The 24,638-nt window shown below is 72.3% G+C and carries 23 protein-coding genes; 13 read left to right on the top strand and 10 right to left on the bottom strand.

Features of this window, described 5'->3' with window-relative positions; translation table 11 throughout:
• Positions 1-2 precede the first annotated feature (2 nt).
• Positions 3-92, bottom strand: a complete 90-nt coding sequence (gene kdpF / locus ABZV77_RS19590) for a K(+)-transporting ATPase subunit F (RefSeq protein WP_033264828.1) — start codon at positions 90-92, stop codon at positions 3-5.
• A gap of 250 nt (positions 93-342) precedes the next feature.
• Positions 343-1,044 (bottom strand): VOC family protein, encoded by a 702-nt coding sequence (locus ABZV77_RS19585; RefSeq protein ID WP_356258128.1) that lies wholly within the window; start codon positions 1,042-1,044, stop codon positions 343-345.
• A gap of 188 nt (positions 1,045-1,232) precedes the next feature.
• Here ABZV77_RS19585 and ABZV77_RS19580 point away from each other — a divergent pair, with 188 nt between their 5' ends.
• Complete coding sequence (locus tag ABZV77_RS19580; RefSeq protein WP_356258125.1) at positions 1,233-2,795, top strand: acetolactate synthase large subunit; 1,563 nt, start codon at positions 1,233-1,235, stop codon at positions 2,793-2,795.
• A gap of 3 nt (positions 2,796-2,798) precedes the next feature.
• Here ABZV77_RS19580 and ABZV77_RS19575 read toward each other — a convergent pair whose 3' ends face one another.
• Both ABZV77_RS19575 and ABZV77_RS19570 read right to left on the bottom strand, forming a co-directional pair.
• Positions 2,799-4,226 carry a hypothetical protein gene (locus ABZV77_RS19575; RefSeq protein WP_356258122.1) on the bottom strand — a complete coding sequence of 476 codons (1,428 nt, stop codon included), beginning with the start codon at positions 4,224-4,226 and terminating at the stop codon, positions 2,799-2,801.
• Positions 4,213-7,098, bottom strand: coding sequence for a peroxidase family protein (locus ABZV77_RS19570; protein WP_356258119.1), 2,886 nt, complete (start codon positions 7,096-7,098; stop codon positions 4,213-4,215). The genes ABZV77_RS19575 and ABZV77_RS19570 overlap by 14 nt, the downstream gene beginning before the upstream one ends.
• A 410-nt stretch (positions 7,099-7,508) precedes the next feature.
• Here ABZV77_RS19570 and ABZV77_RS19565 point away from each other — a divergent pair, with 410 nt between their 5' ends.
• Positions 7,509-8,786: a lipase family protein gene (locus ABZV77_RS19565; RefSeq protein WP_356258116.1), complete on the top strand. Its 1,278-nt coding sequence runs from the start codon at positions 7,509-7,511 to the stop codon at positions 8,784-8,786.
• A 39-nt stretch (positions 8,787-8,825) separates the two neighbouring features.
• On the opposite strand, the gene ABZV77_RS19560 is transcribed toward ABZV77_RS19565, so the two are convergent.
• Entirely contained in the window at positions 8,826-9,236 is a 411-nt protein-coding gene (locus ABZV77_RS19560) for a YchJ family protein (RefSeq protein ID WP_356258113.1), read from the bottom strand.
• 52 nt (positions 9,237-9,288) lie between these two features.
• Entirely contained in the window at positions 9,289-9,990 is a 702-nt protein-coding gene (locus ABZV77_RS19555; protein WP_356258110.1) for an FCD domain-containing protein, read from the bottom strand.
• Between the two features lie 138 nt (positions 9,991-10,128).
• On the opposite strand from ABZV77_RS19555, the gene ABZV77_RS19550 reads away from it, so the two are divergent.
• Complete coding sequence (locus ABZV77_RS19550; RefSeq protein WP_356258992.1) at positions 10,129-10,644, top strand: gluconokinase; 516 nt, start codon at positions 10,129-10,131, stop codon at positions 10,642-10,644.
• Positions 10,645-10,773: 129 nt separating this feature from the next.
• Entirely contained in the window at positions 10,774-12,171 is a 1,398-nt protein-coding gene (locus tag ABZV77_RS19545; protein WP_356258107.1) for a gluconate:H+ symporter, read from the top strand.
• 147 nt (positions 12,172-12,318) lie between these two features.
• On the opposite strand, the gene ABZV77_RS19540 is transcribed toward ABZV77_RS19545, so the two are convergent.
• The 3 genes from ABZV77_RS19540 to ABZV77_RS19530 form a co-directional block, all read right to left on the bottom strand.
• Positions 12,319-13,884: an APC family permease gene (locus tag ABZV77_RS19540; protein WP_356258104.1), complete on the bottom strand. Its 1,566-nt coding sequence runs from the start codon at positions 13,882-13,884 to the stop codon at positions 12,319-12,321.
• A gap of 74 nt (positions 13,885-13,958) precedes the next feature.
• Positions 13,959-14,921 carry a hypothetical protein gene (locus ABZV77_RS19535; protein WP_356258102.1) on the bottom strand — a complete coding sequence of 321 codons (963 nt, stop codon included), beginning with the start codon at positions 14,919-14,921 and terminating at the stop codon, positions 13,959-13,961.
• Positions 14,922-15,130: 209 nt separating this feature from the next.
• Positions 15,131-16,786, bottom strand: coding sequence for an FAD-binding dehydrogenase (locus ABZV77_RS19530; protein ID WP_356258100.1), 1,656 nt, complete (start codon positions 16,784-16,786; stop codon positions 15,131-15,133).
• Positions 16,787-16,983: 197 nt separating this feature from the next.
• Here ABZV77_RS19530 and ABZV77_RS19525 point away from each other — a divergent pair, with 197 nt between their 5' ends.
• The 6 genes from ABZV77_RS19525 (at position 16,984) to ABZV77_RS19500 (ending at position 20,809) form a co-directional block, all read left to right on the top strand.
• Positions 16,984-17,889 carry a DMT family transporter gene (locus tag ABZV77_RS19525; protein ID WP_356258097.1) on the top strand — a complete coding sequence of 302 codons (906 nt, stop codon included), beginning with the start codon at positions 16,984-16,986 and terminating at the stop codon, positions 17,887-17,889.
• A 118-nt stretch (positions 17,890-18,007) separates the two neighbouring features.
• Positions 18,008-18,697, top strand: coding sequence for a TetR family transcriptional regulator (locus ABZV77_RS19520; protein WP_356258095.1), 690 nt, complete (start codon positions 18,008-18,010; stop codon positions 18,695-18,697).
• Positions 18,694-19,464 carry a glucose 1-dehydrogenase gene (locus ABZV77_RS19515; protein WP_356258092.1) on the top strand — a complete coding sequence of 257 codons (771 nt, stop codon included), beginning with the start codon at positions 18,694-18,696 and terminating at the stop codon, positions 19,462-19,464. The genes ABZV77_RS19520 and ABZV77_RS19515 overlap by 4 nt, the downstream gene beginning before the upstream one ends.
• Positions 19,465-19,516: 52 nt before the next feature.
• Positions 19,517-20,053 carry an NUDIX domain-containing protein gene (locus ABZV77_RS19510; RefSeq protein WP_356258091.1) on the top strand — a complete coding sequence of 179 codons (537 nt, stop codon included), beginning with the start codon at positions 19,517-19,519 and terminating at the stop codon, positions 20,051-20,053.
• A 37-nt stretch (positions 20,054-20,090) separates the two neighbouring features.
• Positions 20,091-20,483, top strand: coding sequence for a DUF202 domain-containing protein (locus tag ABZV77_RS19505; protein WP_356258088.1), 393 nt, complete (start codon positions 20,091-20,093; stop codon positions 20,481-20,483).
• Positions 20,471-20,809 (top strand): DUF202 domain-containing protein, encoded by a 339-nt coding sequence (locus ABZV77_RS19500; RefSeq protein WP_356258085.1) that lies wholly within the window; start codon positions 20,471-20,473, stop codon positions 20,807-20,809. Before ABZV77_RS19505 ends, ABZV77_RS19500 begins: the two co-directional genes overlap by 13 nt.
• Positions 20,810-20,837: 28 nt before the next feature.
• Here the strand turns inward: ABZV77_RS19500 and ABZV77_RS19495 are convergent, their stop codons facing one another.
• Positions 20,838-21,773 (bottom strand): NADP-dependent oxidoreductase, encoded by a 936-nt coding sequence (locus ABZV77_RS19495; RefSeq protein ID WP_356258082.1) that lies wholly within the window; start codon positions 21,771-21,773, stop codon positions 20,838-20,840.
• A gap of 141 nt (positions 21,774-21,914) precedes the next feature.
• Here ABZV77_RS19495 and ABZV77_RS19490 point away from each other — a divergent pair, with 141 nt between their 5' ends.
• The 3 genes from ABZV77_RS19490 (at position 21,915) to ABZV77_RS19480 (ending at position 24,610) form a co-directional block, all read left to right on the top strand.
• Positions 21,915-22,211: a hypothetical protein gene (locus ABZV77_RS19490; RefSeq protein WP_356258079.1), complete on the top strand. Its 297-nt coding sequence runs from the start codon at positions 21,915-21,917 to the stop codon at positions 22,209-22,211.
• Positions 22,212-22,339: 128 nt separating this feature from the next.
• Positions 22,340-23,368, top strand: coding sequence for a phosphotransferase family protein (locus ABZV77_RS19485; RefSeq protein ID WP_356258076.1), 1,029 nt, complete (start codon positions 22,340-22,342; stop codon positions 23,366-23,368).
• 9 nt (positions 23,369-23,377) lie between these two features.
• The gene (locus ABZV77_RS19480) at positions 23,378-24,610 is read left to right on the top strand and encodes an acyl-CoA dehydrogenase family protein (RefSeq protein ID WP_356258073.1); all 1,233 of its coding nucleotides are present in this window, start codon (positions 23,378-23,380) and stop codon (positions 24,608-24,610) included.
• Positions 24,611-24,638 lie beyond the last annotated feature (28 nt).

Below are 24,638 nucleotides of genomic sequence, written 5' to 3'. Positions count from 1 at the left end.
ACTCAGAACCTCTCCGGGAAGACGAGGGCGAGGACGAGATAGCCCAGGAGTGCGACGGCCACGACGAGGCCGACGATGTTCTCGGCGGTCACAGCTTGGTCACCCCCTTGGCGACGAGGGCCACCAGCGCGAAAACCGCGATCGTGGTGACGACGAAGGCCACGTCGGCCATCGTGAGCTCCTGTAGGAAGTGGACGGTGCAGTACTTGCTCGGACGATTAGAGGTAACCGCCGTTTTCGCCGTCCGCGACCTTCGTTGACACCCTCCATACGGCACTTTCAGCCGTCTTGACGGCTCTCATACGGAGGGTGCCGAGCCGGGCTCGTCAGGGCCCCCTGCCGCTACTCCCGCAGCTCGGCCAGGCGCGCCAGGGCGTCCCGTGCGGACTCCCGCTCCGCGTCGGTGAGCCGGACGCCCGCGGCGCGGGCCAGGAGCCGCTCCGCCAGGCCGTCGTCGCCGAGGCGGCGGGCGATGTCGCCGCGCAGGACCAGGAGGCGCAGCTCCTGGTCGGGGGCGGGGCGCTCGTCGGTCAGGCCGAGGGCCCGGTCGATGATCTTCGCGGCGCCCGGCAGGTCCTCCTTGGAGTCGGCGAACAGGTCGGCCATGTGCAGGGCACGCGCGAAGGTCCCCTTGGGGACCGGGCGCAGCGACTGGTCCTCGCTGATCTGCTGTCCGACGCGGATGCTGTTGCCGCCGGGGTCGGTCATCAGGAACTGCCGCATGCCGTACGACATGTCCTTGAGCGGCCCTATGCGGGGCAGGCCGCGGGTGGGGATCCTGCCGTACGCCGCCTTGAGTCCGGCGCGGAAGGCGGCGTGCAGCGTTTCTACGTCGTCCGTGACGACGTAGCACCCGGAGTAGGACTCCTTGGGGTCGTACTCCTTCATTCCGAAGAACTGCAGCTCGATGCGGCCGCGTTCGACGACGGCGTACGGATACGGACTCTTCTGGAAGAACGTCGTCTCGAAGCCGAGGGCGGTGTAGAAGTCGACCACCGGCTGGACGGTGCGGCACGGGAGGAGCGGAATCATCTTTTCGGGCATGCACCCCAGTCTAGTCAAATTTGAATAGGCGCCAGTCTCCCTCCGGGAGCGGGTTCCGGCCGTGCTGACAGCGGCTGGCCGGATCCCGGCTGCCGCCGCGGCCCGGACCCCGTGAAGACTGGCCTCCCCCACGCGCCGGGCGCCGTCGCCCACCGCGCGCCGTCGCCACCGAGCAGAGGCGGACCGCCATGCCGACCGGAGCGCAGATCCTGATCAAGGGCCTCGTGGACGGAGGCGTCCGCGCATGCTTCGCCAACCCCGGCACCTCCGAGATGCACTTCGTGGCCGCCCTGGACGAGACGCCCGAACTGCGGCCCGTGCTCTGCCTCTTCGAAGGCGTGGCCACCGGCGCCGCCGACGGGTACGGACGCATGACGGGCCGCCCCGCGTGCACGCTCCTGCACCTCGGCCCCGGCCTCGCGGGCGGCCTGCCCAACCTGCACAACGCGCGACGGGCCGCGACCCCCGTCGTCAACGTCGTCGGCGACCACTCCCTGCACCACAAGCGGCTCGACGCGCCCCTGGAGTCCGACATCGGGGCGCTCGCCCGCACCGTGTCGGCCTGGACGCGGCGTACGTACTACGCGACCGAGCTCGCCGGTGACGTGGCCGCCGCCGTCACCGCGGCGACCGGGCCGCCCGGCGCCGTCGCGACGCTGGTCGTGCCCGCCGACGTGTCGTGGTCGCAGGCGGGCGATCCGCCGCCCGCCGCACCTCCCGCCCCGGCGCGGCACGGCCTGGTCTCCGTGGACGCCGTGACGGGCGCGGCCGGGGCGCTGCGGTCCGGCGAGGGCGCCGCACTGCTGGTCGGCGGGGAGGCCGCGCGCGGTGCCGGTCTAGAGGCCGCGGGGCGGATCGCCGCGGCCACCGGCGCGAAGCTGCTGTGCGAGACCTTTCCGGCCCGCATGGAGCGGGGCGCGGGCCGCCCCGCCGTCGAGCGGCTCGCCTATCTGGCGTCGGGCGCGCTGCGGCAGCTGGAGGGCGTGCGGCACCTGGTGCTCGCCGGGGCCGCGTCGCCGGTCACCTTCTTCGCGTATCCGGGGCAGGGCGGCGCGCTGGTGCCGCAGGGGTGCGCGGTGCACACGCTCGCGGCGGGCTCGGAGGACGTGACGGCGGCGCTGGAAGGGCTGGCCGAGGTGGTCGGACCCGCCGCCAACCGGACAAGGGAGGAGGCGGTCCGGCCCGCGCTGCCCAGCGGTGAGCTGACCGCCGAGTCGGCGGCCACGGTGGTCGGGGCGCTGCTGCCGGAGGGTGCCGTCGTCGTCGACGAGGCCAACACCTCGGGGCTGTGGCTGCCGGGCGCGACCGCGGGGGCGCCGCCGCACGACTGGCTGACGCTGACCGGCGGCGCGATGGGGCAGGGGCTGCCGCTCGCAGTGGGGGCGGGGGTGGCCTGTCCTGACCGGCCGGTGCTCGCCCTGGTCGGGGACGGGGCCTCGATGTACACGCTGCAGGCGCTGTGGACGCAGGCGCGGGAGGGGCTCGACGTCACAACGGTGGTCTTCGCCAACCGGTCGTACGCGATCCTCAATCTGGAGCTGGGAGCGGTCGGGGCGGGCGCGGGCGGGGCCCGGGCCCGTCGGCTCCTCGACCTCTCAGGACCGTCCCTCGACTTCGTCGCGCTGGCGCACGGGATGGGGGTGCCCGCGGAACGGGCCGCCACGGCCGAGGAGTTCGCGGCGCTCCTGAAGCGCGGGCTCGCGGAACCGGGCCCCTTCCTGATCGACTGTGTGGTTCCGCCGCTGGCGTGACCGTCAGGTGTCCCACACCTCCTCGTGGCGGCGGTGCGCGTCCGTCAGCCCGTCGTTGAAGAACTTGTCGTAGTAGCCGGTCTCCACGTGGTGGACCTGGAGCCAGACGCCGGGGACGTGGATCGCGTCCGTGTGGGCGGGGAAGCGGCGGTGCGTCCGCAGGATGTACGTGCAGATGTCCCGCGCGCAGGCGACCACCTTGTCCTCGTACTCGCTCGCCTCGGCCAGGTACTGCTGCCCGTACCCCTCCTTGTAGATGCGGGCGAAGACGTCCTTGTCGCCGTACGTGCCGCCAGGGCCGAACTTCGCGCGGATCACCGCGTCGACCGCCGCCGCCATCGTGCGGTGCGCCGGTGGGCACGCCGCCTCGATGAGGGGCTCCCCCTCGGGTGACGTCAGGCCGACGGGGTGGGAGCGCAGGTTCGCGTACTTGGGCAGCGGGACGTGCCAGCGCCACACGTCGGGCAGGCGCCAGCGCGGGGTGACGAAGGTGAAGCCGAGCATCCGGCCGTAGGTGCGGGAGAACTTCGGGTCGCCCAGGGCTATCTGGGGGTTGACGGAGGCGTGGATCCACGCGCCGAGGCCCATCGCATCGGCGGTCAGCATCAGGTTCTGCAGAAGCAGGTCCGCCTCGATCTGGGTGCGCAGCGGGCCGAGCGCGCCGAGCGGCAGCTTCAGATCGCCGTTGAGGAAGCCGTTGCGCACCCACTTCTTCACCCCCGCCGGGCGGTAGAAGTTGCGGTCGTCGACCAGGGTCGGGCGGACGTCGTCCGGCTGGGTGAGCAGGTACATCAGGGCGTTGATGTACTGGTGGGAGAGGTCGACGACCGGGAACAGGACGGTCGTTCCCGGCAGGTTGGACAGGAAGCGGTTGGAGTCCAGGTAGGCCGGGAAGTCGCGCATGCCCTCGGCGACGTCCAGGCGGTGGTCGAGGACGCGGACCTTCGCCTGACGCGCCCGCGCCACCAGGCTGGTCGCGTCGAGGGGCGTGGAGGGCGCCGGGGGCAGTCTGCGCAGGAAGTACGTGCCCGAGTCGTTGATCAGGAAGAAGTGCGTGCCCTGCGCGTTGTCGGGGCTGCCCGCGGTGCGGCCCGCCATGGTCATGTTGGGCTTGGCCATGATGGGTTTGCCGTCGCGCGGATCGTCGAAGGGGCGGTCCGGCATGGTGAGGCCGGTGCAGCCGGTGAGCGCGATCAGCACCGCCTCCTCCAGCTCGGACAGGGGCTTCGGCCCGTGCGGCGACCGGTAGCTCATCGAGCCCGCGGGGACGGCGGCGCCGCGGCTCACCCGGTGGGTGCGGCGCCGCCAGACCGTCTCCAGGAGGGGCCTGGCGAACAGGTCCCCGAGGCCCGGATGACCGGGCCCGCGCTCGCCCCGCGGGCCGGGTGCGTGCTCGCCCGGCCCGCCGGAACCGCCCTCAGCCCCCGGCACGTCCGCCCTCGTCCCCGCCGCCCGTCTGCTGCACCTGCCGCCACGGCGCGAACGCGCTGGCCCCGCGCGGCAGCATGCCCGCGAGCTCCGGGCAGTGCCGCAGCAGCACGGAGTTCATGCCGCCCTTCTGGACCCAGTCGATGCCGAGCGGGGTGTAGATCTCGGGGCGGAAGTCGACGGTCAGGAAGCGGTCGCTCTGCAGCCGCCGGGTGGCCATCAGGATGAAGATGCGGAAGGCCGTGTCGCTGAAGCCGAAGCCGTGCGGCGGGTTCTCCGCGAACAGGCCGACCACCGTGTCGATCTCGTCGACCGAGCGGTAGACGTCCTTGAGGCGGGCGACGGTCTCGGGGTCCTGCGACAGGTCCTCGAAACGCCGGATGCGCTGCTTGTGCAGGCCCTCGCGGAAGTCGTTGTAGCGGGGCACGCCGCGCCTGCGGGTGCGGACGAGGTCGACCACGGACAGGTCGATGATCTCGCCCTCGCGCTCGAACTGCTGCAGCGCGCGCGGGAAGTTGTGCAGGGTGATCGCGCCCGGGTGGGCGATGCCGAAGGAGTACAGCGTGTCGGCGAGGCCCGTCTTGCGGATGGCCGCCTCGGCGGCGCCGCCCTGGATGTCGCGGAAGCCGAGGGTCTCAAGACGCTGCCCGAAGTGGTGCTCGCGCATCTCGTAGTCGTCGGGGATCAGCGGATGCATGCGGTAGACGGTGACGAAGTCTTCCGTCAGGGAGTACGGCGCTCCGTGGTGGTCCGGCAGCGTCGCGGGGATGCCCTTCAGCGAGTGGGACTCGAACAGCCACAGGCCGAGTTTGTTGAGCCAACTGCTCGGCGGGCCCTCCCAGTTGGTGTGCAGGCCGATGTCGATGGCCTCGGTGGCGAGGATCGCCGGGGTCCACTCCACCGTGTGGATCTTGGCGATGAGTGCGGAGACGACGAGGCGCGCCGTGTGGTAGATGCTCTCCTCGCTCATCGACGGGTACGCGTGGCGCAGCGCGCCGCAGACCGCGTTGTGCTCGCGGGCGAAGAGGGTGTGCATGGCGCTGAGGCCCATCCACCAGCTCTCGGCGAAGCCGGTCAGCGGTATGCCGTTCTGGCCGAGGGGCAGATGGCCCTCCTCCAGGCGCAGTTCGGCGCGCCCGTCGGCCTCGCGCAGGAACCGGGCGGTGTGTTCGTTCTCGCCGTACACCTCGGACCCGTCCCACCAGTGCGACGCGGTGTTGGCGAAGAGGATGGGCGGCTGGTCGCCGGGCAGTTCGACGCCTTCGTTGTCGGCGAAGCGCATCACGCGCTCGGCGGGTCCGCCGGGGGTGTTGAACCAGGTGGCGCCGGGCGGCAGCGGCACCTCGACGGACTTCCCGCCGGGCTTGTGGCGCCGGTGGTTGACCCAGTCGTGGACCTGGAACTGGATCCAGGCCGCGGCGAGGACGTTGAGCGAGGTCGCGGGCAGGAAGGTGTCGCGGTGCAGGAGGGTGCGGCTGACGGCGACCGGGTTCGGGACGTCGAAGAGGTCGGGCCGGTAGACCGGCTTGAGGTTGCGTCCGAAGGCGGCGCCCACGGCCCCCATGGCGGGCTTGGACAGGTCGTTGTACGTCCCGTCGTAGGACCGTGCGGTGCGCAGTTGTTCGTCGGCCGGGGCGGGCACGGGCCCGGTCCTCGGCGGCGCCTCCGGCACGTCGGTGTCGATGAGGTTGAGGCGGCGCAGCGTCTTGCGCAGGAAGACGAGGTTGAGCAGGCCTATCTCCACCGGCAGCTTGTGCCAGGGCACATAGCGGTTCAGCAGCCGGAAGGCGGCGCCGACGGGTGCCCCGAGCACCCTGTTGCGCAGCGGCTCTTCGGTGACGAAGCGCAGGCCGCCCCGGTGTGCGGCGCTCGCTTCGTACGCGGCCTTGCGGGCGCGGTTGAGGTTGCCCAGCGGGCGGAACTCGTCCGTGGTGAACCACGGGTTGAAGCCGAGCACTTCGACGCGTCCGCCGGCGGCGCGCGCCTCCGCCGTGTCGAGGTCCTGGCGCGGCACGGTGAGGGTGGCCACGGGCACGGCGGGGGCGACGGACTCCAGCCACTCCACGGAGCCGTCCTCGACGGGGGTGCGCCGCTCGTCGACGTACCGCTGCAGGCACAGGTCGAAGGCGACGTCCTGGCGGGCGAGCCGGGTCTCCAGCTCGCGGCGCAGGTACTGCGGGTCGCGGCGCTCGGGGTCGGACCCGGCGGCGCCGCCTCCGCCGGACGGGCGCAGCAGGTAGCGGACCGGTCCCGCCTCGCCCCACAGGATGGCGCTGCGGCTCCAGTACGTCTCTCCGGCGAGGCTGTTCACGGTGTGCCGGGCGGCGGCCTGGACGTTGCGGCGCATCCGGGTGGCGGTGGCCATGCCGACGGCGAGCGGCAGCTTCACGAAGAGCCCGACGGCCTTCTCCAGCGTGGTCGTGGCGCCCGCCATGGCCTTGGCGAACGCGACGAACTCGCGGGCGTCACGGGCGTGCGAGACCGGGTGGTTGGTGGCGAGCAGGTCGTGGCTCTCCTCGGCGGACACGGTCACGCGCACGGCGGCGCCGCGCAGGTCGGGCGCGCCGTCGGCCTGCCGGATGCCGCCGGCGTTGGAGAGCCGCACGGCCGCCCGGTATTCGGCGCCGGGCTGTGCGAAGCCGCTGCGGAGTGTGTCGGGCAGGTCGTCGTGGAAGCGCAGGCGGGCGTTCTCCACGCCGAGGGCGGCCTTGGCGTGCAGGGCACGCTCGGGGGCGGCCGCGCGGGCCGCGGTCCGGTTCTTCTCCTGGACCTTCATCAGTTCCTTGGCCAGGCGCTCGAAGAGGCGTCGCTCCGCTTCCGGGCTGCCGCCCATGTAGCGCTCGTAACTCTGCTGGTGCTGTCCGGTGTCGGCCATCGGGCGCCTCTTCCTTCGCACGGCTGGGTTGCGCGGGTCTGCGTACGGACAGGGGGCAGGCAGACGCTACTGGCGGCGCCGGTCGGCCGCAGCGACGGTTCCCGCCTATGTGCGCGGCCGCCCCGATGCCTCGAACGGGCGGTCGGGCCAGGGCGTTTAGGCCCGTCGAAGCGCTGTCGACGGGTGCGCCGTGCCGTGCCGTGCGGCCGGTTCGCACCCCGTGTGAATCCCCGCTCCCCACCAGCCCCACGTGCGGGGCGCGCGCGGTGGCCGGGTCCCGTCGGGTGTCCGCCGCGCGGGGGCCTGCGAGTTGACGGTGCGCCGGGCCGGTGGTGTGCTCGCAAGTCCGGTGCGGCCACCGCCCGTCGTGGGCGCAGCCACCGTGCCGCCCGTCGTGGGGAGGGGACGCCATGCGGGACGACTTCGCCAGGGGCCCGAGCTTCGCCGGGCTGCGCCCGTTCAAGGAGCCCACCGAGGGCGGGCCGGGACGGCCCGGGTTCCCCGTCCACGAGCACCTGGTGGACCTGCTGGCCGCGGGGAAGGGTCCGCCGGAGACCGAGGGCCCCGTCCCGCACACCATGGCGACGTGCGCGGCGTACGCGTACGCCGGGTTCGAGCAGACCGGCGATCCGGGGACCGTCGCGATGATCATGTCCAGGCTCGGTCTGGAGGAGAACCGCTGCCGGGTCTTCGAGCAGCGCGTCGATGCCATGTACATCGCCTCGGCCGCCTATCTGATCCAGGACAAGGACCGCCGCGTGGTGATCCTCTGCTACCGCGGCACCCAGCCCGAGGACATCATCAGCATCCTCACCGACGCCGACGTGCGCCCCGAGACGCTCTCCGTGGACCTTGCGGGCACGCGCCACCAGGTCCACGCGGGCTTCTACCGCAACATGCGCGCCACCCGGCACCTCATCATGCAGGCCTTGGAGCGCGCGGCGCGCGGCGAGTCGGTCGATCCCACGGAGAAGGGCGTGCGCGGCGACGGCATGGAGGCGCTGTACATCACCGGGCACAGCCTGGGCGGGGCGATGGCCGCGCTGATGGCCGTGGTCCTGGCCCACGAGCCGCGCTACCGGGCCGTGGCGGAGCGGCTGCGGGCCGTCTACACCTTCGGCCAGCCGCTGCTCGGCGGCCCCGAGTTCGCCGAGGCCTGCGCGCGGGCGACCGACGAGCGGGGCGAGCACGTGCTGCGTGACCGGCTGCTGCGCTACATCTTCGACCGTGACGTGGTGCCCGCGCTGCCGCCCAGGCCCGTGGGGCCCTACGCCCCCTTCGGCCGCGAGTTCCACTACCGCAGGCCGCGCGGGGTGGCGGAGGGGGCGCTGACCTTCGCGGCGGAGACGGCGATCGACGCGGTGTCGCTGCCGGGCGATCTGCTCCGCGGGCAGTTGCGCCGCAACGCGGGACGCAGGGCGCAGGCGGCGGGCCGCTCGCTGGCCGAGCTCGCGCGGGGGCCGCGGGAGGGCGGCTGGGCCGAGGTGCACGATCCCGGCCTGCACTATCCGCAGATGGACAGCCTCGCGGGGCTCGCGGTGGTGGCGCCGCTCGCGTTCTTCGCGGCGCGGCTCGCGCTGACGCGGACGATCCCGTTCACGTACTCCTTCGAGGACCACGGCCCGGGGCACTACGTGAACGCGCTGGCTCCGCCCGGGGTCCTGAGCGAGTTCGGGGACGTGCGGTGAGGGGACGTGCGGTGAGAGGGCGTGCGGTGAGGGTGCGGCCTACTCGATGAAGGTGCCGTCGACGTACACCCACGCCCCGTCGACGCGCTCGAAGCGGCTCTTCTCGTGGAGGGCGTCGGGGCGGCCGCCGTCGGTGTACCGCGCCCGGAACGTCACGGTGCCGGTGGTGTGGAACGCGGAGCCCTCGGTGGTGTCGCTGATCTCCAGGCCCACCCAGCGCAGGGCCGGGTCGAACTCCACGCGGGGCGGCCGGGTCCCGGGGTGCCAGGTGCGCAGCAGGTAGCCCTCGTCCCGTACGGCGAAGGCGCAGTAGCGGGAGCGCATCAGCTCCTCGGGGGTGCTCGCGGCGGCCTCGCCCCGGTGCAGCCTTCCGCAGCACTTCTCGTACGGCAGGGGATGCCCGCAGGGGCAGTGCGTGGCAGCGGCGGGGCGTGGGGCGCGTCGGGACATGGCGACCATTGTCGCCGACCGCGCGCCACCGGTCGTGCGGCGGGCCCCGCCGTCAGGGGGCGAGGATGTCCAGCTCCTCCAGGGCGCCCAGGGCGATCTCCCGGGTCAGGGCCTCCGCGCGGACCGCGTCGCCCTCCCTGACCGCCTCCGCGACCTTGACGTGCAGGGTGACGGCGGGCGGGTCGGGGTCCTCGAACATGACCTGGTGTGCGGTACGTCCCGTCAGGACCTCGGCGACGACATCGCCGAGCCGGGCGAACATCTCGTTGCCGGAGGCGTTGAGGATGACCCGGTGGAAGGCGACGTCGTGCCTGAGGTAGCCCTCCAGCTGGTGTCCGCGGGAGTGGGCGACCATGCCGAGCGCGCACTCGGTGAGCTCGGCGCACTGGGCCGCCGTGGCGTACCGGGCGGCGAGTCCGGCGGCGACCGGCTCGACGGCGGACCGCAGGACGGTCAGGGAGCGCAGTTGCCGCGGCCGGTCGGCACCGGCCAGCCGCCACCGGATGACCTGCGGGTCGTAGACGTTCCACTCCTCGGTGGGCAGCACGGTGACGCCCACGCGGCGGCGGGACGCGACCAGGTGCATGGACTCCAGGACCCGGACGGCCTCCCGCATCACGGAGCGCGACACCTCCAGGCGCTGGGCCAGCTCGTCCGTGCGCAACACGCTGCCCGGCGGATACTCGCCCGCGGTGATGGCGGGCCCGAGGCTTTCCAGTACGCGGGAGTGCAGCCCTCGGGCCTGTGCGGTCATGACGGAAGCCTACGAGGAGTGACACGGGAACAATAAGTCAGACTTTTATGTCACAGACTCTTGAATTCGTCAGACCTAATGGGTTTCAGTGACGTGAACAACCGACCGATGTCGATGAAGACAGCGAGGCAGGACGCGATGCAGGAACGGCGCACCCCCCACGTCGTCGTGGTCATGGGCGTGGCAGGGACCGGCAAGACCACGATCGGGCCCCTGCTCGCGGACCGGCTCGGCGTTCCGTACGCCGAGGGCGACGACTTCCACCCGCCGGAGAACATCCAGAAGATGTCGTCCGGCACGCCGCTCACCGATGACGACCGGTGGCCCTGGCTCGACGCCATCGGGTCCTGGGCGCACGGGCGGGCCGGGCTCGGCGGGGTGGTCAGCAGCTCCGCGCTGAAGCGCAGCTATCGCGACCGGCTGCGTGCGGCCGCGCCCGGCGTCGTCTTCGTCCACCTCACCGGTGACCGGGCTCTCATCGAGGACCGGATGTCGCACCGACAGGGTCACTTCATGCCGACGGCGCTGCTCGACTCCCAGTTCGCCACGTTGCAGCCTCTCGGGGCGGACGAGGCGGGCGTCGACGTCGATGTGACCGGCACGCCGGAGGAGATTTCCGACCGAGCCGTCGAGGCGCTCGGTCTCCTCGGCTGAGCGCTCCCGTCGGGAGTTCTCGACCTGCGGACCGCTTGTGGCCGGTCGCGCCCACGCGGCGGAGCCGCACATGTCACAGCCCCGCGCCCCTGACGGGGCGCCCCCGTACCCACGTACAAGGAAGCCACCGTGACCCATCTCAGCGTCGAGATGCTGGCAGCGGACCCCGTCGAGCCGATCACCTCGGCGGGCCATGCCCAGCTGGGGATCGCAGTCCTCGCGGGCATCGCTGTCATCGTCCTGCTCATCACCAAGTTCAAGCTGCACGCCTTCCTCGCGCTGACCATCGGGTCGCTGGCGCTCGGCGCCTTCGCGGGCGCCCCTCTCGACAAGGCCATCGCCAGCTTCACCACGGGGCTCGGCTCGACGGTCGCGGGCGTCGGCGTGCTCATCGCGCTCGGCGCGATCCTCGGCAAGCTGCTCGCGGACTCCGGGGGCGCCGACCAGATCGTCGACACGATCCTCGCCAGGGCGGGCGGGCGCGCGATGCCGTGGGCGATGGTCCTCATCGCCTCCGTCATCGGCCTGCCGCTCTTCTTCGAGGTCGGCATCGTGCTGCTGATCCCGGTCGTCCTGATGGTCGCCAAGCGCGGCAACTACTCGCTGATGCGAATCGGCATCCCGGCGCTCGCCGGTCTCTCCGTGATGCACGGGCTCATCCCGCCGCACCCCGGGCCGCTCGTCGCGATCGACGCGGTCGATGCCAACCTCGGCGTGACGCTCGCGCTCGGCGTCCTGGTCGCCGTCCCGACGGTGATCATCGCGGGGCCGCTGTTCTCGAAGGTCGCGGCGCGCTGGGTGGACGTCCCCGCCCCCGAGAAGATGATCCCTCAGCGTCCCTCCGAGGACCTGGACAAGCGCCCCGGCTTCGGCGCGACGGTGGCCACCGTGCTGCTGCCCGTCGTCCTGATGCTGGCCAAGGCGCTGGTGGACATCGTGGTCGACGACCCCGAGGCCACCGTGCAGCGGGTCTTCGACGTCATCGGGTCGCCGCTGATCGCCCTGCTCGCCGCGGTGATCGTCGGCATGTTCACGCTGGGCCGCGCGGCCGGGTTCACCAAGGACCGTCTTTCGACGACCGTCGAGAAGTCGCTCGCCCCGATCGCGGGCGTGCTGATGATCGTGGGCGCGGGCGGCGGCTTCAAGCAGACGCTCATCGACGTCGGCGTGGGCCAGATGATTCTGGACTTCTCCAAGGACTGGTCGATCCCGGCGCTGCTCCTGGCCTGGCTGATCGCGGTGGCGATCCGGCTCGCGACGGGCTCCGCGACGGTCGCGACGATCTCGGCAGCGGGCCTGGTGGCGCCACTCGCCGCCGACATGTCGACCTCGCACACGGCCCTGCTCGTCCTCGCCATCGGCGCGGGCTCGCTGTTCTTCTCGCATGTCAACGACGCGGGATTCTGGCTGGTCAAGGAGTACTTCGGCCTGGACGTCGGTCAGACGATCAAGACGTGGTCCGTCATGGAGACGATCATCTCCGTGGTGGCGGGAGGCCTGGTGCTCGTGCTGTCGCTGATCATCTAGCTGCCCGGTACGGGAAAAAGCCTTACGGCCGCGCTGCGGAATGCAGCGCGGCCGTAAGGCTTTGAGCGGTCCTGGAGTGGATCGAGCCCGTCCGGCGTTTGAGGACGAACTCGGCGCAGCCGGTGACCGACCGGGCCCCGTGCCCCGTTACGCCTCAGGCGACGAAGACGCCTTCTCCAGCTGGAACGCCTCGTTGCCGAGCCCGATCCTGGCGTGGGCCGCCGGGTTCTTGGCCCGCAGGATCGCTCCGTAGGCCACGCCGATCACGGCCGCCAGGAAGATGATCCCGGGCAGCGCCCAGCTCAGGGTCGAGCCGGGGCCCGCGCCCACCAGGACGTCGAAGTCCTTGACGGTGTAACCGGCGATGACCAGCAGGCCGACCGCGGCGAGGGCGGAGGCCGCGATGCGCCAGGCCTGGGCGCGGGCGGCGCCCCTGCGGGCGAAGAAGACGATGACGGCGACGGACGCGGTGGCCATCAGCAGGATCACGCCGAGCGCGCCGATGTTGCCGCCCCAGGTGAACAGGTGCAGGACGGGCGCGGTCGGGTCGCCCGCCTTGCCGTCGTCGGCGACGGCGAAGCCGATGACGACCACCACGGAGACGACGGTCTGGAGCAGCGAGCCGGTGCCGGGGGCGCCCGTCGAGGTGTTGGTCCGGCCGAACGCGGCGGGCAGCAGCCCCTCGCGGCCCATCGCGAACGCGTACCGCGCGACGACGTTGTGGAAGCTGAGGATCGCCGCGAACATGCCGGTCACGAAGAGCACGTGGAGCACGTCGGTGAAGGTGGCGCCGAGCCGTGACTCGGTGAGGCCGAAGAGCAGCCCCGCGCTCTGTTCCTGCGCCGCGGGGACGATGCCGGACGGGCCCGCGGCGACCGAGAGCGCCCAGGAGCTGAACGCGAAGAAGACGGCGACGAAGCCCACCGCGAAGAACATCACGCGGGCGACGACGACCTGCGGGCGGCTGGTCTCCTCCGCGTACACGGGCGCCTGCTCGAAGCCGGTGAAGGCCGCGATGCAGAAGCAGAGCGAGGTGGCCACGCCCGCGCCGGTGAGCGTGTCCGGGTTGAACGCGTGCAGCGAAAGGCCTTCCTTGGCCGGGTCGACGACGGCCGCGATGTCGAAGATGACGACGAGCGCGACCTCGATGAGCAGCAGCACGCCGAGCACCCGCGCGTTGAGGTCGATCTTCATCCAGGCGAGGACCGCGACGACGGCGACGGCGACCAGCGCCGGGACCCACCAGGCGACCTCGACGTCGAAGTACGTCTGGAGGAGCCCGGACACCTCGAAGCCGAGCAGTCCGTACAGGCCCGCCTGCAGGGCGCTGTAGGCGACGAGCGCGACCAGTGCGGCGCCCGCGCCCGCGGTGCCGCCGAGGCCGCGGGATATGTACGCGTAGAAGGCGCCCGCGTTGTGCACGTGCCGGCTCATCTCGGCGTATCCGAGGCTGAAGAGCGCGAGGACGACGCCGAGGATGAGGAAGAGGAGCGGCTGTCCGACGATGCCCATCACGCCGTACGTGGTGGGCATGACGCCTGCGACGACCATCAGGGGTCCGGTCGCGGCGAGCACGGAGAGCAGCAGGCCCGCCGTGCCGAGGCGGCCCGCGCGGAGCGCCTGCTCCTGTCCCTTGTACGTGCTGATCCCGCTGCCACCCGTTGGGTCGCTGGGGGATCTGGTTCCGCTCGGGCTCGAACTTCCCGTCGCCATGGCGCGGTCGTCCTTTCAGGGGTTACTGATTCGGGGACGTGTTTTCAGAAGGGCGTCTTCAGGGCGGGCGTGCTTCAGGCCGAGCCGAACGCGGCGGCCCGCGCGGCGGTGAACGCCCCGTACGGATCACGGTCCGGGTAGGACCAGGGGGCCGGGGTCGCGTGCCGTCCGATGCGGTGGAAGAGCGCGGCGGCTTCGGCCGCCCTGCCCTCGCAGGACTTCGCGTGGGCAAGGAAGTTGAGGTCGACGTGGCAGCGGGGGTGGCCGGGGTCGTCGGGCGTCTCCCACTCCAGCCACCAGTCGAAGGCGACCTTCATGACGCCGCGGGCCCGCCGCCCGACCCAGTGACCGGACGCCGCCGGGTCGGCGGGCTCCAGGCCCGCGGCGGCGAGGACGCGGTAGCGCTCGGCGTGCGCGACGACGGGCAGGACCGCGAGCGGCGAGTCGGCGGGGGCCTGTTCGGCGGCCCAGGACGCGAAGTCGTACACCTCGTGCATCGGGTCCTGGCCCGCGCCGGGGCGCCGCTCGGCGAGCCGGGCCACCATCAGGTGGTGGGCGTGGTGGTGCTCGGGGTGGCGGTGCCGGATCTCGTCGAAGAGGCGTACGACGTCCTCCTCGTGGCCCAGTGAGCGTTCGAGGATGAGCAGCGCGAGCCAGGGCGTGGGGTCGGCGGGCAGCCGGGCCGCGGCCTCACGGCACCGCTCGCGCACCCGGTCCGAACGCTCCTTGCCGCGCAGCGCCTTGTGCACGGCGGCGAAGGCGAGCAGCACCTCGGCGTCGTGGCTCTCGGGCTCCGCGAGCCGCCAGTCGCGCGCCCAGGCGGTGGTGGTGGGTTCCTGTCCGAGGACGTCGAGTCGGTGTCCCCTGCGGTCCCAGTCGTCGCCGGTGGCGGCGAGGAGCGCGCGGACCTCGGTCCAGCGGCCCTGCGCCAATGCCGTGCGGGCGGCGACGAGTTCGGCGTCGTCGAGTGCGGCGTCGAAGGCGTGCCCCGCGGCTTTTTTGCGGGAACGACCCAGTGGGGGCGGGGGTGGTGGCACCGCGGGACGTCCTCCCGGCGCGGCTTGCGAGCGGATGATCACGCACAGCAAAGCGGTAGGTACCGCTCCACGTCAAGGCCCGGCGGTCCCACGCTCTTCACCAACTCATTTCAAAATCCTCAGACTTCGCCTGCCACCTGGGCGAACTCACTTACCTCACTTCGTTGAAGAGCCACTCGAATTTCACTGGACCTCCCCTCGCGTTCCGCTCAATTCACCGCCCGGGCGGCGGCGCGGCCCGCCGTGCGCCCCGAGAAGAGACAGCCGCCGAGGAACGTTCCTTCGAGCGAGCGGTAGCCGTGCACTCCCCCGCCGCCGAATCCGGCGGCCTCCCCGGCCGCGTACACACCCGGCAGCGGTCGGCCGCCGTCGGTGAGGACGCGCGAGGAGAGGTCGGTCTCCAGGCCGCCGAGGGTCTTGCGGGTGAGGATGTTCAGGCGGACGGCGACGAGCGGGCCCGCCTTCGGGTCCAGGATGCGGTGCGGGGCGGCGGCCCGGATGAGCCGGTCGCCGAGGAACTTGCGGGCGCCGCGGACGGCCATCACCTGGAGGTCCTTGGTGAAGGGGTTGGCGATCTCGCGGTCGCGCGCGGCGATGGTGCGGCGCAGGGTGTCCTCGTCGATGAGGGGCTTCTGGGTGAGCGCGTTCATGCCGCGGACGAGGGCGCCCAGGTCCTTCTCCACCACGAAGTCGACGCCGTGGTCCATGAACGCCTTGACGGGGCCCGGCACTTCGGCGCGGGCCCGGTCGATGACGCCGCGCACGGACTTGCCGGTCAGGTCGGGGTTCTGCTCGGACCCGCTGAGGGTGAACTCCTTGCCGATGATGCGCTGGTTGAGCACGAACCACGTGTAGTCGTGCCCGGTCTTCATGATGTGTTCGAGGGTGCCGAGCGTGTCGAAGCCGGGGAAGAGCGGCACGGGCAGCCGGTCGCCCCGCGCGTCGAGCCACAGGGAGGAGGGGCCCGGCAGGATGCGGATGCCGTGCCGGTCCCAGATGGGGTTCCAGTTCTGGATGCCCTCGGTGTAGTGCCACATACGGTCGCGGTTGATGAGGTGCGCCCCCGCGTCCTCGGCGATGCCGAGCATCTTCCCGTCCACGTGGGCGGGGACTCCAGAGATCATCTTCTGCGGTGGGGTGCCGAGCCGCTCGGGCCAGTTGGCGCGTACGAGGTCGTGGTTGCCGCCGATGCCGCCGGAGGTGACGATCACCGCCTGGGCCCGGAACTCGAAGTCGCCGGTCACCACGCGGCTGCTGGCCTCGCCCCGCTCGACGCCCGACGGTTCGAGGATCTCACCGGTGACCGTGTCGACGCTGCCCGCACTGCGCGAGAGCCCCGTGACGCGGTGCCGGAACTTCAGCTGGACCAGGCCCCGCGCGGCTCCGGCCCGCACTCGCCGCACGAACGGTTCGAGCAGCCCGGGGCCCGTGCCCCAGGTGATGTGGAAGCGCGGCACCGAGTTCCCGTGCCCCTGCGCGTCGTACCCGCCGCGCTCGGCCCAGCCCACGACGGGGAAGAACCTGACGCCCTGCCCGTGCAGCCAGGACCGCTTCTCCCCGGCCGCGAAGTCGACGTACGCCTCGGCCCACTTCCGCGGCCAGTGGTCCTCCGGACGGTCGAACGCCGCCGTGCCCATCCAGTCCTGGAGGGCGAGCGCGTGGGAGTCCTTGATCCGCAACCGGCGCTGCTCGGGCGAGTCCACGAAGAACAGGCCGCCGAAGGACCAGTGCGCCTGGCCGCCGATCGCATGCTCGGGCTCCTGGTCGACAAGGATGACCCGGCGCCCCGCGTCGACGAGTTCCGCGGTCGCCGCGAGTCCGGCGAGCCCTGCCCCGATCACGATCACATCTGCGTCGTACGCCATTGAGGTCGTCCTCCTCGACAAGGTCCCGCAACGTTACTGGTGGGTCATCTCGCGCTCAGGTCAGATCCTGGATAGCGGAGTGACGGACGTCAACCGACAGAGGGGGAGAGTTCGTCAAGCTCCGGTGCCCGACGCGGGCGGGCGGCCGCTATCGTCGGCCAGACCCCGTACTCCGCTTCGTCTGTCTGGTGCGTGACGTGTCGGTCCTGGTTCTCGTCCTCGCGGTCGGCGCCGCCTGCTGCCTCGGCTTCGGCTTCGTCCTCCAGCAGAACGCGGCCCGGCACGCCCCGCTGAGCGACTTCCTCTCGCCGCGCCTGCTGCTCGACCTGGTGCGGGTGCCCCGCTGGCTGGCCGGGATCGGCCTGATGGCGTGCGGCATGGCCCTCGGCGCGATCGCCCTCGGACAGGGCGAGGTGTCCCTCGTCGAGCCGCTCCTCGCCACGAACCTGCTCTTCGCCCTGGGCCTCTCCCGCCACCAGACGAAGCAGCCGCTGGGCCGCCAGGGGTGGGCGGGGCTCGCGCTGCTCGCGGGCGGCGTCACCGCGTTCATCGTGGCCGGTGAGCCCCGGGGCGGCGAGGCCGTGACCGATCCGGTGCGGCACTGGCTGATCATCGGCGTGATGGTCGGCGGGGCGCTGCTCATGACGGCGTACGCGAAGAGGTCCCGCCTCTACGCCGGGCCCGTGCTGCTCGCGGTGGCGGCCGGGCTGCTGTACGGCGTGCAGGACGCGTTGACGCGGGTGAGCGGGCAGCGGCTCGCCGCGGGCGGGTTCGAGGCGCTGCTCACCGGGTGGCAGCCGTACGGGGTGCTCGTGCTCGGCGTGGCGGGGCTCGTCCTCGTGCAGAGCGCCTTCGAGACGGCGCCGCTGCGGATGTCGCTGCCCGCGCTCACGGCCGCGCAGCCGCTGGCCGGGATCGCCTGCGGGGTCGGCTTCCTCGGCGACCGGCTGCGCGCCGACGCGGGGGCGCTGGCCTGGGAGGCGGCGGGCCTCGCGGCGATCGTGGCGGGGGTGGTGCTGCTCGGGCTGCATCCCGCCATGCCTGGTGCGGGGCGCGGGCCTGGGCGGGTTCCTGCGCTGAAGGCCGACGTCGACGTGAGCTGAGGCCGGTCACCGGCTTCGCCGAGTCCGTCCTCAAACGCCGGACGGGCCGAGACCCGCCGGACAGGCTGGGACTGCTTCCCGCTCGCGTTTTAATAATGGGCAGCATTACAGTGAAGTCATGGCCAGAACCTCAGGTCCCGAGACCCGGGAGAAGCTCATCCGTGCCGGGGAGGAGGTCTTCGCCGCTCAGGGCGTCGACGGTGCCCAGCTGCGGGACATCGTCCGCATCGCGGGGCAGAGCAATCCCTCGGCCGTGCAGTACCACTTCGGCTCCCGCGGCGGTCTCCTCGACGCCGTGATGGCCGCCCGGCAGCAACGCACCGAGCAGGTACTCACCGCCGAGCTCGCCCGCGGCGGCGGCGACGGCAGCGACGGCAGCGACGGCGGCGACGGCGGCAGCGAGCTCGGGCTGCACGCGCTGCTCACCGCCCTCGTCCGCACCGAGGCCACCGAGCTCCGCACCGAGCGGGGGCGGCGCTGCCTGCGCATCTCCGCCCAGCTCAGCCACGAGAGCGGCGTACGCACCCGCACCCCGCATCCCACGCTCGACGGCACCGTCTACTGGACGCTGATCGGGCGGCTCGAAGACCGCCTGGTGGCCCTCTCCCCCGCGCTGCCCGAGCCGCTCCGCCTGGAACGGCTCGATCTCGCGCTCACGATGGTCGGCGCCGCCCTGGGCGACCGCGCCCGCCAGTACCTGGCCGACATCACCCCCCTGACCGGCGAGGACGTCTTCCTGGCCGATCTCGTCGAGACCACCGCAGCGCTGCTGCGGGCCCCGCATCCCACCTCTGGAGACCCCTCATGAGCCAGCACGACCTCACCGGCAGGACCGTCATCATCACCGGCGCCGCGCGCGGCCTCGGCGCCGAGGCCGCGCGACAGGCCGTCGCCGCGGGCGCCAACGTCGTCCTCACCGACGTGCTGGACGAGGAGGGCAAGGCCACCGCGGCCGAGCTCGGCGAGCGCGCCCGGTTCGCGCACCACGACGTGACGTCCGAGGAGGACTGGCAGCGCGTCACCGACCTCGCGGTCGCCGAGTTCGGCGGCGTCCACGGCCTGGTGAACAACGCCGGGATATCCACCGGCCAGTTCCTGGAGTCCGAGTCCGTCGAGCACTTCCGCAAGGTCCTCGACATCAACCTCACCGGCGTCTTCATCGGCATGAAGACCGTCGTGCCCGCCATGAAGGAGGCCGGGGGCGGCTCCATCGTCAACATCTCCTCGGCCGCGGGCCTGATGGGCCTCGCCCTCACCGCGGGGTACGGTGCGTCGAAGTGGGGCGTGCGCGGCCTCACCAAGATCGGCGCGGTGGAGCTCGGCACGGCCCGCATCCGCGTCAACTCCGTCCACCCCGGCATGACGTACACCCCGATGACCGCCCAGGTCGGCATCGAGAAGGGCGAGGGCAACTACCCCAACACCCCGATGGGCCGGGTCGGCGAGCCGCACGAGATCGCGGGCGCCATGGTCTTCCTGCTCTCCGACGCCGCCTCCTACGTGACGGGCGCGGAGCTCGCCGTCGACGGCGGCTGGACGGCCGGGCCCACGGTGAAGTACGTCATGGGGCAGTGAGCCCCCGCTGCCCGGCGGACCCCACCGCCCGGCGTTGCTGTTGGATGGCCGTATGACGGCGAGCAGCGGGCCCGTGCCCGACCCCAGCGAAGAGATGATCACCATCGTCGACGAGAACGACGAGGTGGTCGGCGAGGCCGCGCGCGGTGAGGCGTATGCGCGCGGGCTGCGCCACCGCTGCACGTTCATCCTGGCGCGCGACGCCGAGGGCCGCGTCTTCGTGCACCGCCGCACCCCGGTCAAGCTGGTCTTCCCCTCGCTGTACGACATGTTCGTCGGGGGTGTGGTCGGGGCCGGGGAGTCCTACGACGACGCGGCGCTGCGCGAGGCGGAGGAGGAGCTCGGCGTCCACGGACTGCCGCGCCCCACGCCGCTGTTCAAGTTCCTGTACGACGACGGCGCGGGGAAGTCCTGGTGGTCGTACCTCTACGAGGTGCGCTGCGACCTGCCCGTGCGGCCGCAGGCCGAGGAGGTCGCCTGGCACGCCTTCATCACGGAGGACGAGCTGGCGCGGCGCCTCGACGAGTGGGAGTGGGTGCCGGACGGGCTCGACGCCTACCACCGGCTGAGGGCCTTCCGCGCGGCCTGACCCGCATACCTTGATCGACACCGCCTATGGTGCGGCCGTGAGCAATTTCGTACAGAGCCTGAAGCTGTGGTTCGCGCCCGAGCGCATCCGCGACGACGGCGACACCCCCGACTACCGCTTCTCCCTCGCCAACGAACGCACCTTCCTCGCCTGGCTGCGCACCGCGCTCGCGCTGATCGGCGGCGGCTTCGCCGTGGACCAGTTCCTGCCGGACCTGCGCTGGGGGTGGCGGATCGGGCTCGCACTCGCGCTGCTCGCCGCGGGTGTCCTGTGCTCGCTGCGTGCGGTCAACCACTGGGTGCGCTGCGAGCGGGCCATGCGGCGCGGCGAGGACCTGCCCACCAGCCGCTTCCCGACGGTGCTGAGCCTGGCGGTCGCGGTGGTCGCGGTCGCCATGGTGGTGGTCGTGCTCTTCGGGTGGGAAGGGTGACGCAGGCCCACCGGGGCCCCGGGCAGGTCCGGGATCCCGGGCTGCAGCCGGAGCGGACCCGGCTCGCGTGGCGGCGCACGACCCTCTCGTGCACGGTGGCCGCGGTGCTCGCCGCCCGCGCGGTGCTGCACGGCGGGGCCACCGCGCTCTCCGTGCTGGCCTGCGCGCTGTGCCTGCTGCTCTGGCTGGGCTTCCTGGCGGTGGCGCACCGCAGGATGATCACGCTGACGGCGCCCCGGCCCCGGGTGATGTCGCTCCGGGCGGCGCGGGCGGCCGCGCTGTGCACCTTCGCGCTGGCGGTGTGCGCGGTGGTGATGCTCCTCTGAGGAGTGCGGCCGGACCGGTCCGGCGGCCTCAGTCCGCCCACTCCACCGTCACGACGATCTTCCCTCTGGCCCGGCCCTCCGCGCTCAGCCGGTGCGCGTCGGCCGCCCGCTCCAGCGGGAACGTCTCGTCGACGTGGACGGTCACGACGTCCTGCTCGGCGAGCTCGGACAGGCGCTGGAGGTCGGCGGCGACGGGACGTACGAAGCAGTAGTGGCCGCCGAGCCCGATCACCCCGCCGTCCGCGATGGACGCGAGGCGGCCGCCGGGCGCGAGGAGCTCCGCGGACGCCTTGAGCGTGTCGCCGCCCACCGTGTCGAAGGCCGCGTCGACGCCCTCGGGAGCCAGCCCGCGGACCCGCTCCACAAGACCGTCCCCGTACGTGACCGGCTCGGCGCCCAGCTCGCGCAGGAAGTCGTGGTTGCGTTCGCTCGCGGTGCCGATGACGCGGGCGCCCGCGTGCCGGGCGAGCTGCACCGCGATCGAGCCGACGCCGCCCGCCGCCGCGTGCACGAGGACGACGTCGCCCTCGGTCACCTCCAGCGCCTGGGTGATGACCTGGTAGGCGGTGAGCCCGGCGAGCGGCAGCCCCGCGGCCTCCTCGAAGGTGAGGTTGCGCGGCTTGCGGGCGAGGGTGCGGACGGGCGCCGCGACGTACTCGGCGAAGGTGCCGCGGGAGAGGAAGTCCTCGCGCACATAGCCGATGACCTCGTCCCCGACGGCGAACTCCGGCGCGGCGGCGCCCGGTTGGACCACCACTCCGGAGACGTCCCAGCCGGGGATCACGGGGAAGACCGGGTCCAGGATGCCGTCGAGGTGGCCGTCCCGGCACTTCCAGTCGACGGGGTTCACCGCGGCGGCCCGCACCTTCACCAGGACGGAGTCGGGGCCGACCTTGGGGTCGCGCACCTCTCCGTACTCCAGGACTTCGGGTCCGCCGTAGCTGCGGTAGCTGATCGCCTTCATGGGGGTCGCCTTCGCGGAGGTCAGGGAAACACCGACGAGCCTGACAAGACTCCCATACGGGATATAGCGGGGCATCGGGGGCTAGCCTGAGAGGGTCAACAGGGGGTCGACCCCTCCCGGAAGCCACAGAAGGTGCGCGTCATGACCACGCTCCACCACGAACACCCGGTGCACGACCACGTCCACGGCCCGGCCTGCGGCCACCCCGAGGTGCCGCACGGCGACCACGTCGACTACGCGCACGACGGCCACATGCACCGTCTGCACTCCGACCACTACGACGAGTGCGAGCCGACCGGCCACACCGCCCACCAGGGCCACGACCACCAGCACGGGGACGGCTGCGGCCACGACTCCGTGACGCACGGCGACCACGTCGACTATCTGCACGACGGCCACCGGCACGCGCCGCACGACGGGCACTGGGACGACCACTGAGCTCTCCGGCCGCGCCCCACGACGGGGCGCGGTAGCCTCTGGACGGCATACCGACTGGTCGGCATCATGTAGTGGCACGCCCGCCACCCCGTAGTGGCACGCCACCACCACGCCGATCAGGAGCGAAGATGAGCTCAGACCACCCGCCGGGCCTCGACCTCGACCAGTTGCGCGGCCACCTCGACCGCGAGCGGCCCGGTCTGGTCGGCGGCCCGCTCACCGCCCGGCTCATCGAGGGCGGCCGCTCCAACCTCACGTACGCCGTCACGGACGGCACCTCGCGCTGGGTGGTCCGGCGCCCCCCGCTCGGCCACGTCCTTGCCACCGCGCACGACATGAAGCGCGAGCACCGGGTGATCGCGGCGCTGCACCCGACGGACGTGCCGGTGCCCACCCCCGTCCTGCTCTGCGAGGACGACTCCGTCATCGGGTCGCCCTTCTACGTGATGGAGTTCGTGGACGGAACCCCGTACCGCACCGCCGAGGAGCTCGCGCCGCTCGGACCCGAGCGCACCCGTGACGCGGTGCTCGGCCTCGTCGACACCCTCGTCGATCTGCACGCCGTCGACCCGGCGGCGGTCGGACTCGGCGACTTCGGGCGCCCCGAAGGGTTCCTGGACCGGCAGCTGCGCCGCTGGGGCAAGCAGCTCGACGCGTCCCGCAACCGCGAGCTCGCCGGAATCGACGAGCTGCACGCGGCGCTCGGGCGCGCGCTCCCCGACTCCCCCGCGCCCACCGTCGTCCACGGCGACTACCGCCTGGACAACGTGCTGATCGGCGACGACCACCGGATCAAGGCCATCCTCGACTGGGAGATGTCCACGCTCGGCGATCCGCTCACCGACCTGGGCCTGCTCGTGATGTACAGCGCGAAGCTGGAGGTGCCCGACTCCCCCGTCAGCACCACGGCGGGCGCGCCCGGCCACCCGGACCCCGCCGAGCTCGTCGAGCGGTACGCCGCGCGCTCGGGGCGCGACGTGTCGGCCGTCTCCTGGTACACCGCGTTCGCCTGGTTCAAGCTCGCCGTGATCCTGGAGGGCATCCACTACCGCTACACGCTGGGCCAGACGGTCGGCGCGGGCTTCGACCGGATCGGCGAGCTGGTGCCCGTGTTCATCGAGCACGGCCGCACCACGCTCCAGGGACAGGAAGGCTGAGACAGCGCCATGGACTTCGCATTCGACGCCCGCGCCGAAGAGCTGCGCGGCAAGCTGCTCGCCTTCATGGACGACCACGTGTACCCGGCCGAGGCCGTCGCCGACGAGCAGCGGGCCACGCTCGCCTCGCCGTGGGACACCCCCGCGGTGGTCGGCGAGCTGAAGGCCGAGGCCCGCAGGCAGGGCCTGTGGAACCTGTTCCTCCCCGATGCCGAGCACGGGGCGGGTCTCACCAACCTCCAGTACGCGCCGCTGGCCGAGATCACCGGCCGCTCCCCGCAGTTGGCGCCCACCGCGCTGAACTGCGCGGCGCCCGACACCGGCAACATGGAGGTGCTCGCGCAGTTCGGCAGCGAGGCGCAGCAGAAGCAGTGGCTGGAGCCGCTGCTCGCCGGTGAGATCCGCTCGGCGTTCGCGATGACCGAGCCGGAGGTGGCCTCCTCCGACGCCACGAACATCACCACGCGCATCGAGCGTTCCGCCGACGGCTCCGAGTACGTCATCAGCGGGCGCAAGTGGTACATATCCGGGGCGATGAACCCGGACTGCAAGATCTTCATCGTGATGGGCAAGACAGCGACTGCCGAGGGCCCTGACGGCGCCGACATCCGCCGCCAGCAGTCCATGGTCCTCGTCCCGCGCGACACCCCGGGCCTCGAAGTCCGGCGCGCCATGCAGGTGTACGGCTACGAGGACCACTCCCACGGCGGTCACGCCGAGGTCGTCTTCGACCGCGTCCGCGTCCCCGCGTCGAACGTGATCGGCGAGGAGGGCGGCGGCTTCGCCATCGCGCAGGCGCGGCTCGGCCCCGGCCGCATCCACCACTGCATGCGGCTGATCGGCATGGCGGAGCGGGCCATCGAGCTGATGTGCAGGCGGGCCGTGTCGCGCACGGCGTTCGGGAAGCCGCTCGCCCAGCAGGGCGTCGTGCAGGAGTGGATCGCGGACGCGCGGGTCGCCGTGGAGCAGCTGCGCCTGCTGGTCCTGAAGACGGCCTGGCTGATGGACACCGTCGGCAACAAGGGTGCGCACACGGAGATCCAGTCCATCAAGATCGCGACGCCGCGCGCGGTGGTGGACATCCTCGACCGGGCGGTGCAGCTGCACGGCGCGGGGGGTGTAAGTCAGGACTTCCCGCTCGCCGAGCTGTGGGCGGCGGCGCGGACGCTGCGCTTGGCGGACGGGCCGGACGAGGTTCATCAGCGATCGCTGGCGCGGCGGGAACTGAAGCGGTACCTGTAGCCCCGTCAGGGGCGCGGGGAACCGCGCG

The sequence above is a fragment of the Streptomyces sp. NPDC004732 genome (assembly GCF_040609235.1).
Taxonomy (GTDB): Bacteria; Actinomycetota; Actinomycetes; order Streptomycetales; family Streptomycetaceae; genus Streptomyces.
The sequence above is the reverse complement of the archived record's forward strand: the minus strand, read 5'-3'. Positions and strand labels throughout refer to the sequence as shown.